Below are 14,071 nucleotides of genomic sequence, written 5' to 3' on the forward strand. Positions count from 1 at the left end.
GCGAAGCTGGAGTTGTGCTCCGCCCTCAGCCTCCGCCCAGATGCGGGCTTTCGAAGCCGAGCTTGCGCAGACCCTGCTGCACGTCCGGGATGCCCATGAACAGCTTCCACAGCAGGCCGCTGCGGTGGTTCTCGATCATCGCCACGATCGGGCCCTGGTCGATCGCCAGATAGGTGTCGGCGGCCCAGCCGGCCTGTTCCGAGAAGGCGTCGACGAAACCGAACCTGTCCCAGATCTTGTCGCCGAGCGTTTCATAGAAGTGCCGCAGCGCCCGCATCGACTGCTCCGGCGCGTAGGGCATCGCCGACAGCGCCGCGGTCGGGCTGATGACGCCGATGTCGTTGTCCGGCGCATGGGCGGAATAGCCGGTCGGGTTGTCGCTGGCGGTCAGGCCCCAGCAATCCGGCCCGTACCCCTTGAAGTGGTTCGGGTTGCGGACGCAGTGCTCGTAGTTGATGAGCGTGTGCCGGCGGTTCTGTTCCCAGTAATCGGCGTACTGGTCCTTCAGGCCGCGCGGATCGAGGCCGAGGAAGGAGTAGTGGGTGAAGAACAGCGGCCCGCCATAGGGCATGCCGAGCGGCAGCTCGATGTCGTAGTAGGTCCGCTGGCTCAGGAAGTACCGACCCATGGCCCAGCCCTTATGGTAGACCTCGGCGTCGATGGCGTAGCGCGGCGACGAGGCGGCCAGGATGTAGGTGATCAGGCACTCGTTCCAGCCGCGGATCTCGTGGCCCATGCCCCAGCCGTTGTTGGCGCCCCAGTGCCAGAACAGGACGTTCAGCCCGCCACGGGTGTACCAGTTCCACTCCGTCTCGTTCCACAGCCAGGTGATGTGGTTGCGCAGCTCGGTCTCGTTGGCGGCGTCGCGGTCGAAATAGGCGCGGGCGCAGAGCAGCCCCTGGAACAGGAAGGCGGTCTCGACCAGGTCGCCGCCATCATCCTTGCGGCTGAACGACACCGTGGCGCCGGTGCTGCCGTCGAGGAAATGCGGGAACACGCCGTGATGCGAGGTGGTGTGTTCGAGGTGGCGGATGATGACCATCAGCCGTTCCACCGCGGCCACCCGCTCGATCCAGCCGCGTTCCGCCGCGACGATGATCGCCATGACGCCGAAGCCGGACCCGCCGGTCGTGACCCAGTTGTTCGGCGGCTTGCCGGCGCGGTCGGTGCGGTCGGGGATCATGCCGCTGACCGGGTGCGCCGCATCCCAGAAGAACTGGAAGGTCTGGCGCTGCACGAGATCGAGCAGGGCGTCGTCCGACAGCGCCGCCGCGCCAGACTTCTTCGAGGAGGCGCGGCGGGTCGGGGCAGCAGGCCGTTTCGTCATTCCATCGGTTCTCGGTGATGCAGCAGGGGGGCGTAGCCGGCGGAGGAGGGGATCGCCCGCCGCGGCTGGCGGCCGACCGGCATCCGGCGCGCGCCGGTGACCTCGTCGGTCATGTGCAGCTTCAGGACGCGGGTGTAGAAGCCGTTCTTGACCTCGCGCCGGGCGATGGTGATGACCGCGGTGCCGGGCAGCTCGTGCTCGAAGATCGACATGGCGATCTTGCGCCGCTCCTCGTCCATCGAATCGACCATCTCGTCGATGAACACCCAGTCCGGCTTGTGCAGCAGCAGCCGGGCGAAGGTCAGGGTCTGCAGCTCGTCGCCGGTCAGCTCCTTGTCCCAGTGCTTCACCTGGTCGAGCGAGATCTCGTGATGGCCCATGTCGGTGCGCTTCAGCGCGGCGCAGATCTGGTCGTCACCGAAGCTGGCGGCGTCCTTGGGATAGGCCAGGGCGGCACGCATGGTGCCCGGCGGCAGGTAGGGACGCTGCGGCAGGAACATCATGTTGGCGTCGGGCGGCACCAGGATCCGCCCGGTGCCCCAGGGCCACAGCCCGGCGAAGGCGCGGAACAGGGTGCTCTTGCCGCCGCCGGTGCGGCCAACGATCAGCACGCGCTCGCCCGGCGTGATCCGGACCTTCTCGTCGTCGAGCACGGCCATGCCGCCGGTCGACAGCACGCCGAGCTTCTCGAAGCCGATCTGCTTCGCCGGGCCCACGGCGAACTCGATCTTCCGCGGCTCGCCGTTGAGGTTTTCGAGCGTCAGCAGCGTCTCGCGGAAGCTCATCACCCGCAGCAGCGTTGCCCGCCAGTCGGCGAGGTTGCTGAAATTGTCGACGAACCAGCGCAGGGCCTGCTGCACCTGGATGAAGGCGCCGACCGCCACCATCAGCTCGCCGAAGGTCAGGTCGCCGCCGAAATAGCCGGGCGAGGCGACCAGGATCGGGGCGACGATGGTGAACCAGCCATAGCCGGCGGTGATCCAGGTCAGGCCGGTCACGGCCCGGACATAGCGCAGCATCACCGCGATGACGCGGTCGAGATCGAGGTCGAGCCGCCGGCGCTCGTCGGTCTCGCCGCCGTCGAGCGTGATGCTGTCGACATGCTCGTTGACGCGGACCAGGGCCGACCGCAGGTCGGCCTCCCGGGCGTAGCGTTCGGCGTTGATGCCGATCAGCGGCCGGCCGACGCGCCAGCTGAGCCAGGAGGCGGCGGCGGCGTAGAGCAGGGCGCACCACACCATGTAGCCCGGGATCGAGAAGGCCTCGCCATTGAGCTTGAGGGCGATGCCCTGCGACAGGATCCAGAGCACGCCGACGAAGCTGATCAGCAGCAGGGTCGACTGCAGCAGGCCGATGCCGAGATCGGTGGACAGCTCGGTCAGGTGGCGGGCGTCCTCGTGGATGCGCTGGTCCGGGTTCTCGCCGATCTCGCCGGCCCCGGCCAGGCGGAAGGCGCGCTTGGGCTTCAGCCATTCGCCGAACAGGTCGCGCGTCAGCCCCGCCCGCAGGCGGACCTTCAGGGTCTGGTTCAACCAGGTCTGGGCGACGTTGAGGACCAGCAGCACGCCGGCGATGGCGACGAAGACGAACAGCTGGCGCACGAAGCCGCTGACGCTCTTCTGCGCCAGGGCGTCGTAGAAGGGCTGGTTCCAGGCATTCAGCCGGATCTGCGTCGCGGCGGTCAGCGCGATGACCACGACGATGCCGGCGCACAGGCCGATGATGCGTTTGCGGTCCTGCGACGCCATCAGCGTCCGGAACAAGGTCAGCAGCTGAGCGAGTAAACCCTGACTCGCGATCGAATGCTTATCACCAGTGGTCGTGCCTGACGGCGGCGCCTCGGACGCCTTTGCCATTGAACCTATCCGTTCCCTACTGCTTCCTGCGCTCCCCTTCGGGATGCTTGCCCCCATCATACCGGTGCAGGTGATGTCGGTCGTGCATCGAATCAATAGTTGAGGATTTGTGCGGCTTTGCGCGCCCTTCACGACACGGATCCCTCTTCATCGAGGGCGCCTGCGCGACAGACTCGATCAAACCGAGCGCCGAGGCTCGCGGACAGCAAACACTGATCCGATCGTACCGAAGCGGTAATAGAATCCATCTCTCACACGTCCGCATTGACAATCACTTCGCTTCCGACATCTTCGTGCCGTAGAAACAAAATGACGGGTCCCTGAACAGTCACGCCTTTATTCAGTGTTGTAAGTCGATTCTTGACGACAATCGTAACACTCAATTCCCGATAGCAGATCAAAGCATGCCGTTGGAAGCCGGCAAAACGAAGGCAAGCGGCGACATTCCTGGCGGTAGTGGGATTTCGGCCACATCCGGATGGTAAAGCCCTAGAGATCATTTGGCGGACGGTGGCACACCGCTTCGATCCGGTTGCCGTCGGGGTCGAGCAGGAAGGCCGCGTAATAGGCCGGGTGGTAGTCGCGCAGGCCCGGCGGGCCGTCATCCTGCCCGCCCGCCGCCAGACCGGCCGCGTGGAAGGCGTCCACCGCCGCGCGGTCCGGCGCCCGGAAGCACCAGTGCCGATTGTCCGGCACCAGGGAAGGACCGGAGCTCTGTCCGATCGAGAGATAGGTATGGCTGTCGTCCCAGGGCCGGTTGCGGGTGCCGTAGCCCAGCTGCCGCTCGCTGCGCACCACGCAGGGCACGCCCAGCGCCGTCATCACCGCATCCCAGAACGGGGCAACGCGACCGACATCGGAGACAGTGATGGAAACGTGATCGAGCATAGCCGGAATCCTCGTGAACAACGATGATTCCAGCATAACCCACGACCGCGCGATGTGACCGGCGTTACAGCCCTAGAAGGCGACGCGGTCGCCGCCCTTCAGCTCCAGGATCTCGCGGGCTTCGTCCGGCGAGGCGATCTCCAGGCCCAGGCCCTCGATTATCTGGCGGGCAAGGCGGACCTGCTGGGCGTTCGATTCCGCCAGCCGGCCCGGACCGGCCCACAGCGAATCCTCCAGCCCGACGCGGACATGGCCGCCCATCGCCGCCGACATCGCCGCGATCGGCAGCTGGTTGCGGCCGGCCCCCAGCACCGACCAGCGGTACTGGTCGCCGAACAAGCGGTCGGCGGTGCGCTTCATGTGCATCACATCCTCGGGATGGCCGCCGATGCCGCCGAGGATGCCGAACACGGTCTGGACGAACAGCGGCGGCTTCACCAGCCCGCGTTCGAGGAAGTGGTGCAGGTTGTAGAGATGCGCGGTGTCGTAGCATTCGAACTCGAACCGGATGCCGTCGTCGCCCAGCGTCCGCAGCACGAATTCGATGTCCTTGAAGCTGTTGCGGAACACCAGGTCGCGCGACGCCTCCAGCGCCTCCGGCTCCCAGGAATGCTTGAACTCCTTGAAGCGGTTGAGCATCGGGAACAGGCCGAAATTCATCGACCCCATGTTCAGCGACGCGACCTCCGGCTTGAAGGTCTGGGCCGGCAGGATGCGCTCCTCGACCCGCATCCAGGGTGCGCCGCCGGTGGTCAGGTTGATGACGCAGTCCGAGCGCTGCTTGATCACCTTGAGGAAGGGCTCGAAGGCCTGCGGCGTCTGGTCGGGCTTGCCGCTCTCCGGGTCGCGGGCGTGCAGGTGGACGATGGTGGCCCCGGCCTCCGCGGCGCCGATCGCCGCCTCGGCGATCTCCGCCGCCGTCACCGGCAAATGCGGCGACATCGACGGGGTGTGGATCGCCCCGGTGACGGCGCAGGTGATGACGATCTTGCGGGATTGGGCCATGGCTGCGGTCCTTCAGCTCAGGAATCGGAGGGGGCGTCGGGCTGCGCCGCCTTGTGGGCCCGCAGCGCCGCCAGCCGGCGGTCGCGCCAGGCGCCGCGGGCGGCCAGCTGCGCGGCGTCGGGGGCCTGGCCCCAGCCGGCCAGCAGGCGGGCGACGGTGGAGTCGTCCCACACCTCCGGCGGGGCCGGGTCGGCGGCGAGGCGGCGGTAGAACCCGGTGTAGCGGGCGCAGTAGTCGGCGATGCCGCCCGGCGCGTTCAGCTCGATGGTGCCGAAGGGGCCGAGGAAGGACCAGCGCAGGCCCAGCCCGTCCTTCACCGTGGTGTCGAGATCCTGCGGGCTGACCACGCCCTCGCCGACCAGCCGGAAGGCCTCGGCCAGCAGCGCGCCCTGCAGGCGGTTCAGCACGAAGCCGTCGATCTCGCGGTTGACCGTGACCGGCTCCTGCCCGACGGCGCGATAGATCCGCCAGGCCCGCTCGATGGTCTCGGGCGCGGTCCAGGGCGCGCCGCACAGCTCGACCACCGGCACCAGATGCGGCGGGTTGACCGGATGGGCAACCAGGCAGCGGTCGCGGCCGGCCAGCTCCTCAGTGAAGCGCGAGGCGACGATGGCGGAGGTCGAGGAGGCGAGGATGGCGTCGCGCGGCGCCAACCGATCGAGCTCGGCGAACACCGCGCGCTTGACCTCGACCGCCTCGGGCAGGTTCTCCTGCACCAGCTCGACGCCGGTCACCGCCTCGGCCAGGGACGTCGCGGTCGCGACCCGCGCGGCGGCACCGGCCGGATCCTCGGCCAGGCCGTGGCCGACGAGATCGGCGAGGCCCTCGGCGATCAGGGCTGGTGCTGCGGCCAGCGCCGCGGCGCTGGCATCGGTCAGCCGGACCTGCCATCCGGCGCGGGCGAAGACGATCGCCCAGGATCGGCCGATCAGCCCGGCACCGATGATCGCGACGGTGGGCATGCCCTGCATCCTCCCTTGGCCTGTGCGCCCTGCCACGGTCGGACAAAGCGCCGGCCAGGTCCAGATCGCGATCGGCGAGGCCGGGCTGCGTTTTCGGCGGCTTGCGATTCTCCGCCGGACGCGGCGATGGTTGGGCATTGCGTCATCGATCGCGCCCGGCACGAGGCGGACGAGCGCCAACCCAGGAGGACAACGCCATGGATCTCGGCATCAGGGGATTGCGGGTTTTGGTCACCGCCGGCGCGTCCGGCATCGGCCGCGAGATCGTCAACGCCTTCGTCGAGGAGGGGGCGCGGGTGCATGTCTGCGACGTCGACTCCAAGGCGCTCGCCGCGCTGACCGCGAGCAGCCCTGCTATCACCGGCACCCTGTGCGACGTGTCCGACCGGGCGGCGGTGGCGCGGCTGTTCGACGAGGCGCTGGCGGCGCTGGGCGGGCTGGACTGCCTGGTCAACAATGTCGGCATCGCCGGCCCCACCGGCCGCGTCGACCAGATCGACCCCGAGGCGTGGGACCAGACCCTGACGGTCAACGTCACCGGTCAGTTCAACTGCACCCGGCTGGCCGTGGCGCATCTGGCCAAGAGCGGCAATCCCAGCATCATCAACCTGTCGTCCTCGGCCGGGCGGCTCGGCTTTCCGCTGCGCACGCCCTATGCCGCGTCGAAATGGGCGGTGGTCGGCTTCACCAAGTCGCTGTCGATCGAGCTCGGGCCGCTCGGCATCCGGGTCAATGCGATCCAGCCCGGCATCGTCGAGGGCGACCGCATCCGCCGGGTGTTCGCTGCCAAGGCCGAGCAGCATGGCATCTCGGTGGAGGAGATGCAGGCCCAGGCCATGGCGCAGGCCTCGATCCAGGAGCTGATCCAGCCGCGTCAGCTGGCCGACACCATCCTGCTGCTGGCGTCGCCGCGCGGCCGCACCATCTCCGGCCAGGCCATCAGCATCTGCGGCGACCTGCAGTCGCTGTCCTGAGCCTTACGCGGCTTCGGCCAGGCCCGGCAGCGCGTCGCGGACCGCCTGCACCAGGATGGCGGCCAGGCGGCGCGTGACCGGGCCGGGCTCGGCCTCGGCCCAATGCAAGGCCACGGCCAGCGAGGGCAGGGGCGGCGCTTCGGCGGGGTCCAGCACCCGCACCCCGGCGGGCAGGCCGAACTCGGTGCGGACGGTGACGCCGAGCCCGGCCGCCACCGCCGCCCACAACCCGCCGAGGCTGGGGCTGACGAAGGCCAGCCGCCAGGGGATGCCGGCACGGTCCAGCGCATCGGTTGCCGCCTTGCGCAGCAGGCACGGGGCCTCCAGCGCCGCGAGCGGCAGTGGTTCGCCGGGGCGGCCATACAGCAGCTCCGGATCCCAGGTGTCGCCGCCGGCCGAACCGACCCAGCGCATCGGCAGCTCGGCCACCCGTTCGGCGTGGGGCGCCCCGGCCGCGTCGCCCCAGGCCAGCGCCAGGTCGATCTGGCCCGACGTGACCCGGTCGAGCAGGTCGCCGGTGCGGGCGATCCGGGCCTCGATCCGCACCCGGGGATGGGTGCGGGCGAAGCGGCCCAGCACCGCCGGCAGCAGCGCCTCGCCGAAATCCTCGGACAGGCCGAGCCGGACCCAGCCCTCCAGATCGATGCCGCGGACCGCCGCCGCCGCCTCGTCGTTGAGGGCGATCAGCCGGCGGGCATAGGCCAGCATGGTCTCGCCCGCCCCGGTCAGGGCCAGGCCGCGCCCGGCCTTGTGGAAGATCGGCGTCCCCGCATGGTCCTCCAGCTTGCGCAGCTGGGCGCTGACCGCCGAGGTCGAGCGGCCCAGGCGGTCAGCCGCCCGGCTGAAGCTGCCCAGCTCCATGCCGGTGACGAAGCTGCGCAGAACGTCGAGGTCGAAGGTGATCCGTCGCATGGAAATCATCCTGTTTTCTGGAATCGATCGTGCGGATCTTCCTGATTTTCAGGATGAATTTGCGACCCCAATGTCAGAGGCGTCAAGACCACCAGATCCAGGAGCTCTATGATGTGCAATCCCGAGGAAATGACCATCCGTCGGGCTGGAACCGGAATCGTGCGTGCGCCGGACGGCATCGCCAGCGGGCCGTTCTGGGTCGAGCGGCTGCTCGACGGCAGCCGGGACGGTGAAATGACCGCGATGCGCGCGACCCTGGATCCCGGGGTGCGCACGCATTGGCACAGCCATCCCCTGGGGCAGCTGCTCTACGTCCTCTCCGGCGTCGGCCTCGCCCAGCGTGACGGCGGCCCGGTGGCGGAGGTCAGGGCAGGGGACTGCGCCTGGTTCGCCCCGGACGAGCGGCACTGGCACGGCGCGTCGCCGGACAGCGCCTTCGCCTATGTCAGCATCCAGGCTTTCCGGGACGGGACGGCGGTGCATTGGCTGGAGCCGGTCTGATCACACGAGGAGCATTCGCCATGTACGCCATGCAGTACGAGATCACCCTGCCGGCCGACTACGACATGGCGGTCATCCGCCATCGCGTCACGACCAAGGCGCCGGCGCTCGACAATCTGCCCGGGCTCGGCCTCAAGGCCTATCTCATCCGCGAGCGCGGCGTCGACGGGTCGCCGGTCAACCAGTACGCCCCGTTCTACCTGTGGGACTCGGCCGACGGCATGGGCGCCTTCCTGTGGGGCGGCGGCGGCTTCGGCGGCATCGTCGACTCCTTCGGCCGGCCCGCCGTGCAGCACTGGACCGGCATCGCCTGCCTCGCCGGGCCGGCACGGAACGCGGCCCCGCGCGCCGCCACCCGCCACACCGAGCCGATCCCGGCCGCGGCCGACCTGACCGCGGTGATCGCCACGGCGGTCGCCGACCTCGGCCGGCGTGCCCGCTTGGCCGGCGTGCACACGGTGGCCTTGGCCGTGGATCCGAGATCCTGGGGGCTGGTGCGCTTCACCCTGTGGGACGACCCTGCCGCGGCGGAGGACGGGATCCGCTACCAGCTGCTGCACCTGTCCACGCCGCATCTCGAAGCGATCACCGGTGGCGGGGTGTCGGGCCTCTGACGCTGAACGATACATTTGATTCGCGGCAAATCTGTTGAAACGTCGCGCGGGCAGGTGACCCAGGTCACCTCCGGAACCGCGACGCGGTGCGATGGTCCCTCCGGTACAGCGTCGGCGGCGAATCTGCGACCAGGTTGGGAGTTGGGTTCGCCGCCGGTCATCCAGTCGGATGCCACTCTGCCCCATGGGCCGAGGCAGGCATGCGACCGCAACCGGCACGATCAGGACATGAACACCATCAGCAGACCGTCGATCCGGGTCCTCATCGTCGATGACGATCCGGCCATCCGGGACATGGTCGTCAACTATCTCGAGGACCAGGGCATCCAGGCGATCTCCGCTTCCGGGCGGCAGGACATGGTCCGCCACTTCGCCGACAGCAAGCCGGACCTCGTGGTCCTGGACCTGCATCTCGGCCAGGAGGACGGGCTCGACCTGCTGCGCGACATCCGCTCGGATTTCGACACGCCAGTGATCATCGGCACCGGGCATCGCCGCGAGGAGATCGACCGCGTCGTCGGGCTGGAGCTCGGCGCCGACGACTACCTGACCAAGCCGTTCGGGCTGCGGGAGCTTCTGGCCCGCATCCGGGCGGTGCTGCGGCGGCGCGAACTCGGCCGCGCGGCGGTGCAGCGCGGGCCGGAGCGGGGACGCTACCGGTTCGGCGGCTGGCTGCTCGACCGGCGCGCCCGGCGCCTGACCGACGCCAACGGCACGGTGGTCACCCTCTCGAAGGGCGAATACGCCCTGCTCGTCGCCTTCATCGAGGCCCCCCAGCGGCCGCTGTCGCGCGAGCAGCTGCTGCAGGCGACCCGCATCCATGAGGATGTCTACGACCGCACCATCGACGTCCAGGTGCTGCGGCTGCGGCGCAAGCTGGAGACCGAGGCCGGCGCACCGCAGATCATCCAGACCGAGCGCGGCGTCGGCTACGTCTTCGCCCTGCCGGTCGAGGTGCTGTGACCGCTCACGGCGGCCCCGCGGCCTGCAGCGCCAGCGGCTCCTTGCCCAGCCACTCCATCCGCATCGACTCCCGCACCAGCATGCCGAGCGCGGGCGAATGCGGGCGGCCACGGACGGTCACCAGCGAGACGTCGCGCCAGAATTCCGGTTCGACGCAGGCGCGTGCGACCACGCCGGGGTGGGTGATCGAATACTTCGGGATGAAGCCGAAGCCGAGGCCGGCAGCGATCATCGCCAGGACCCAGTCGTCGCGCTCGCTGCTGTAGATCATCGGGCAGCGGACATTCTGGGCGGCGAACACGGCACTGGCGCATTCGTAGATCTCGCAATTGCGGCGGTTGACGTAGCTCTCGCCGTCGAGGTCACGGACGCGGATCTCGCTGCGCTCGGCCAGGTCGTGGCCCGCCGGAATGGCGATCATGAAGAACTCCCGGAACAGGTCGATGTAATGCAGCCGTTCGTTCGCCCGCTCACCGGGAATGCAGTAGATCGCCGCCTCCAGCTCGCCGGCCAGCAGCTGTTCCTCCAGCGCCCGCGCGCTGGCATCGACCATCATCAGCTCGAGCGCCGGGTAGCGCTTGCGCACGACCTCGATCAGGTCGAGCACGATGGCCGGGGCGATCGTGCACATGATGCCGAGCCTCAGCTGCAGCCGCTTGCCGGTGGTCAGCTCCAGCGCGGTCTTCTTCGCAGCCTGGGTCTGGTCGTAGACCTGCTGCAGATAGGGCAGCAGCATGCGGCCGAGCTCGGACAGATGGGTGTTCGCCCGCTCGCGGTGGAACAGCGGGCCGCCCAGTTCCTCCTCCAGCAGCTTGATCGCCCGGGTCAGCGACGGCTGCGCCACATGGCAGATCTCAGCCGCCCGCGTGAAGTTCAGCTGGTCGCAGACGGCGAGGAAGTAGCGGATCTGGTGCATTTCCATGGCGGCTTCCCGGAGACTCGGCTTCGGTGCTCTGTTCGGTGGCAGGTCCGGGATGGGTACGCCGTGCCGCACAGGATGCCGTCAGGCGGCATCCCAGTCGAAGTGCCGGGCCATGCGGATGACCGTCGACACCGCCGGCGAATGCGGCCGTCCGGCCACCGTCGCGATCACGATCCGGCGCGTCACCTCGGGATCGACCAGGGGGCGCGAGGGCAGCCCCGACAGCATCAGCAGGCGCTCCGGGATGAACGAGATCCCCAGCCCCGCCATGACCAGGCCCTGGACCCAGTCTTCCCGCGGGCTCTCGTAGCGTTCCCGCACGGCGACGCCGCGTTCCGCCAGCATGTCGTCGAACACGGCGATGAACTCGCAGTTGAGCCGGGACAGATAAGGCTCGCCGTCGACCTCGGCCAGGGCGACCCGGTCGAGCGCGGCGAAGCGATGGCCGGGCGGAAACGCGACCCGGAACCGTTCCCGGTAGAGCGGCAAGGTGCGCAGCCGGCCAGGGCAGTCCGTCGGCTCGGCCAGGATCGCGAGGTCGAGGTGCCCGGCCAGCAGCAGCCCCGACAGCTCGCCCGGCGCCGCCTCGGTCAGCCGCAGGTCGATCGCCGGCTGGTCCTGGTGCAGCCGCCGCAGCAGGCCGACCAGCCGGGTCGGCCCGATCGTGCACATCACCCCGAGATGGAGCACGGCGCGTTCGAGCGCGACATAGCTCCGGGCCCGCGCCTTCGCGGCTCTGGCCTGGGCCACGGCCATCTCGAAATGCGGCCGCATCAGCCGACCCAGATCGGTCAGGTGGGTGCGCTGGCGCTCGCGGTGGAACAGGGGGGCGCCGAGCTCCACCTCCAGCTTCCGGATCGCCCGCGTCAGCGAGGGCTGGGCGACGTTGCAGGCCGCCGCCGCCCGCGTGAAGTTCAGCGTCCGGCACATCGCCAGGAAATAGCGGAGCTGGTGCATCTCCATGACCATGCGCCCCTGAACGGCAGCACGCCGGCTCAGGGGCGCAGCGGCTTGATCCAGCGCGACAGCAGGTGGTCGAGCGAGATCGGCCCGGCCCCCCGGATCACGATCATCAGCAGGAGGAACATCCAGTAGAAGTGCTCGGTGTTGTCGTAGTCCGGGTTGCTGGCTCCGAGCACGAACTGGATCACCAGGCTCATCCCCAGCAGGGGCAGCGCGGCGCAGCGGGTCATCAGCCCGGCCACCAGCAGCACCGGCATGCCCAACTCGAAGGTGGTGCCCAGCAGCGCCGCGACCGGGACCGGCAGCAGCGGCACCTTGTACTCTTCCTGGAACAGGAAGAGCGTCGCGTTCCAATCCGCGATCTTGGTCAGGCCCGACAGGAAGAAGACGCGCGCGATCCACAGCCGGATGGCGAGCTGGAGCAAGGGCGCGGCCCAGAATTCAAGCGCGTCCGTGACACGCCGGTAGATCGCCGCCGCGCAGGCGACGAGAAGAGTGGCCCGACGGGGCGCCGGGACGGTGATGGCCATGTCTGTCTCCCTCAGGCCGGATGCAGCGAGAAGCCGCAGAAGGTGCCGCGCGCGAACTGGGCGGCGAGCACGGCCTGCAGCGCGAAGCCGGGATCGGCGGCTGCGGCGGTGGCGGCTGCGACATCGAGCGTCGTGCCGGCGCGGACCATGCGCAGGAAGGCGAACTCGCCGGTGCTGAGCGCCGCCATCTCCAGCGCGCCGCCGCTGCGCAGCACCAGCACGGCGCCGGTCGCGGCCGTGTCCGGCGCGGTGCCGGCCCACAGCGTCAGCAATGGGTGGGGCGAGGCGACCATGCGAACGGTCGGATGCAGCCGAAAGCAGATGTCCGAACCACGATCCGGCGGTACGGCGGCCAGGCGGTCTGGCCGCAGCGGCTCGGCGTCGGCGGCGAAGCAGGCCTCGACGCGCGCCCATTCCAGCCGGGCGAGGTCCGGCAGCGCGGCATTGTCTGAGTCCGACAAGGCGATCGCCAGGAACGCCGGGAAGCCGTCGCCATAGGCCAGCAACTGCGGCCGCCGTGGCGGTGCCGCCTCGACGAAGGCCTGGGCCAGCGCCGGGAAGCGCTCGCCGAGCCGGTCCGCGGCGACCGGGAAGGTGGCGCGCAGGGCCTCCGTCAACGAGACCAGCACATTGTGCCGATGGATGGCCAGGCGGCGGTCCGCGGCCACGCGGTCGCTGACCAGCCCGCTGCAGGCGGCCGCGGCGTCGCCCAGCAGGACCGCGCTGCGGAAGGCGGCCTGGAGATCATGCAGCATGGCGCGCCGCCCGTACGGCCTCCAGCAGCCGATCGGCCTTGGCGGCCTCGGCCAGCAGTACCGGCAGCTCCGGGATCGCCGTGTCCCATTCCACCAGGACCGGCAGGGGGCCGGTGCGCCCCAGCGCCGATTGCAGCAGCCGCCACACGGCGTCGGCGACCGCCGAGCCGTGGTCGTCGATCAGCATCGGTTCGGCGCCGAACTGCGCCACCGCGTGCCCGGCGACATGGATCTCCTGCACCGCATCCCAGGGCACGCCCTCGAGATAGCGGTCCGGGTCGAAGCCGGTGTTGAAGCCGGAGACATGGATGTTGTTGACGTCGAGCAGCAGGCCGCAGCCGGTACGGTCGACGATCGCCCGCAGGAAGTCCCATTCCAGCATCGTGGTCTCGGCGAAGGCCAGGTAGCTCGACGGGTTCTCGATCAGCACCTGCCGGCCGAAGGCCTGCTGCGCCTGGTCGACATTGCGGCACAGCACGGCCAGGGCCTCGTCGGTGAAGGGCACCGGCAGCAGGTCGTTCAGGAAGACGCCGCCGGTGACGCTCCAGGCCACATGCTCGGAGACGAGGCCCGGCTCGAACCGGTCGAACAGGCCGCGCAGGGCCGCGAGGTGCGGCCGGTCCAGCCCCTCGGCCGAGCCGAGCGACAGGCCGACGCCGTGGCAGCTGAGCGGGAAGTCCTGCCGGATCCGTTCCAGCGCGGCGAGGCGCGGCCCGCCGGCCGAGAGATAGTTCTCGCTGTGGATCTCGATCCAGCCGATGGCCGGCGGCTGGCGCAGGAAATCCACCACATGGCGGTGACGGAGGCCGATACCCGCTCGCGCAGGTATCGGCGCCGCCGCCGCATTCGCACCGGGGGAGGCACTCATGCGGATCGACCTCGGCTGTCTCGGGGGCTCG

Annotated in this window: 15 protein-coding genes; 4 read left to right on the plus strand and 11 right to left on the minus strand. The window is 69.5% G+C overall.

Annotated elements, in window-relative coordinates; genetic code table 11:
* Positions 1-25: 25 nt before the first annotated feature.
* The 5 genes from E9232_RS27045 to E9232_RS27065 form a co-directional block, all read right to left on the minus strand.
* A complete protein-coding gene (locus E9232_RS27045; RefSeq protein ID WP_309799410.1) occupies positions 26-1,327 on the minus strand; it encodes a glucoamylase family protein in 1,302 nt (433 codons plus the stop codon).
* Positions 1,324-3,075, minus strand: a complete 1,752-nt coding sequence (locus E9232_RS27050; RefSeq protein ID WP_374710652.1) for an ABC transporter ATP-binding protein/permease — start codon at positions 3,073-3,075, stop codon at positions 1,324-1,326. Before E9232_RS27050 ends, E9232_RS27045 begins: the two co-directional genes overlap by 4 nt.
* Positions 3,076-3,672: 597 nt before the next feature.
* The gene (locus tag E9232_RS27055) at positions 3,673-4,071 is read right to left on the minus strand and encodes a VOC family protein (protein ID WP_309799414.1); all 399 of its coding nucleotides are present in this window, start codon (positions 4,069-4,071) and stop codon (positions 3,673-3,675) included.
* A gap of 72 nt (positions 4,072-4,143) precedes the next feature.
* Complete coding sequence (gene kce / locus E9232_RS27060) at positions 4,144-5,076, minus strand: 3,5-dioxohexanoate:acetyl-CoA acetone transferase (RefSeq protein ID WP_309799416.1); 933 nt, start codon at positions 5,074-5,076, stop codon at positions 4,144-4,146.
* Positions 5,077-5,093: 17 nt separating this feature from the next.
* A complete protein-coding gene (locus E9232_RS27065; protein ID WP_309799417.1) occupies positions 5,094-6,038 on the minus strand; it encodes a 3-hydroxyacyl-CoA dehydrogenase in 945 nt (314 codons plus the stop codon).
* 197 nt (positions 6,039-6,235) lie between these two features.
* On the opposite strand from E9232_RS27065, the gene E9232_RS27070 reads away from it, so the two are divergent.
* Complete coding sequence (locus E9232_RS27070) at positions 6,236-7,012, plus strand: SDR family oxidoreductase (protein WP_309799419.1); 777 nt, start codon at positions 6,236-6,238, stop codon at positions 7,010-7,012.
* A gap of 3 nt (positions 7,013-7,015) precedes the next feature.
* Here E9232_RS27070 and E9232_RS27075 read toward each other — a convergent pair whose 3' ends face one another.
* Positions 7,016-7,924, minus strand: coding sequence for a LysR substrate-binding domain-containing protein (locus E9232_RS27075; protein ID WP_309799421.1), 909 nt, complete (start codon positions 7,922-7,924; stop codon positions 7,016-7,018).
* Between the two features lie 159 nt (positions 7,925-8,083).
* Between E9232_RS27075 and E9232_RS27080 the strand changes: the two genes are divergently transcribed.
* The 3 genes from E9232_RS27080 to E9232_RS27090 all read left to right on the plus strand — a co-directional run bounded on the left by E9232_RS27080 (position 8,084) and on the right by E9232_RS27090 (position 10,002).
* Positions 8,084-8,425: a cupin domain-containing protein gene (locus tag E9232_RS27080; RefSeq protein WP_309799422.1), complete on the plus strand. Its 342-nt coding sequence runs from the start codon at positions 8,084-8,086 to the stop codon at positions 8,423-8,425.
* A gap of 20 nt (positions 8,426-8,445) precedes the next feature.
* A complete protein-coding gene (locus E9232_RS27085; RefSeq protein WP_309799425.1) occupies positions 8,446-9,039 on the plus strand; it encodes a DUF4865 family protein in 594 nt (197 codons plus the stop codon).
* A gap of 228 nt (positions 9,040-9,267) precedes the next feature.
* Positions 9,268-10,002, plus strand: a complete 735-nt coding sequence (locus E9232_RS27090; RefSeq protein WP_309799426.1) for a response regulator — start codon at positions 9,268-9,270, stop codon at positions 10,000-10,002.
* Positions 10,003-10,006: 4 nt separating this feature from the next.
* On the opposite strand, the gene E9232_RS27095 is transcribed toward E9232_RS27090, so the two are convergent.
* From E9232_RS27095 to bufB, 5 genes are all read right to left on the minus strand, one after another.
* A complete protein-coding gene (locus E9232_RS27095; RefSeq protein WP_309799429.1) occupies positions 10,007-10,924 on the minus strand; it encodes a LysR family transcriptional regulator in 918 nt (305 codons plus the stop codon).
* Positions 10,925-11,005: 81 nt separating this feature from the next.
* Positions 11,006-11,887: a LysR family transcriptional regulator gene (locus E9232_RS27100; RefSeq protein WP_309799430.1), complete on the minus strand. Its 882-nt coding sequence runs from the start codon at positions 11,885-11,887 to the stop codon at positions 11,006-11,008.
* 32 nt (positions 11,888-11,919) lie between these two features.
* Complete coding sequence (locus E9232_RS27105; RefSeq protein ID WP_309799432.1) at positions 11,920-12,417, minus strand: DoxX family protein; 498 nt, start codon at positions 12,415-12,417, stop codon at positions 11,920-11,922.
* 11 nt (positions 12,418-12,428) lie between these two features.
* A complete protein-coding gene (locus tag E9232_RS27110; RefSeq protein ID WP_309799434.1) occupies positions 12,429-13,172 on the minus strand; it encodes an HvfC/BufC family peptide modification chaperone in 744 nt (247 codons plus the stop codon).
* Positions 13,162-14,040, minus strand: a complete 879-nt coding sequence (gene bufB / locus E9232_RS27115; RefSeq protein ID WP_309799435.1) for an MNIO family bufferin maturase — start codon at positions 14,038-14,040, stop codon at positions 13,162-13,164. The genes E9232_RS27110 and bufB overlap by 11 nt, the downstream gene beginning before the upstream one ends.
* Between the last annotated feature and the right edge of the window lie 31 nt (positions 14,041-14,071).

Source organism: Inquilinus ginsengisoli (genome assembly GCF_031453975.1).
Classification (GTDB): Bacteria; Pseudomonadota; Alphaproteobacteria; order DSM-16000; family Inquilinaceae; genus Inquilinus; species Inquilinus ginsengisoli_A.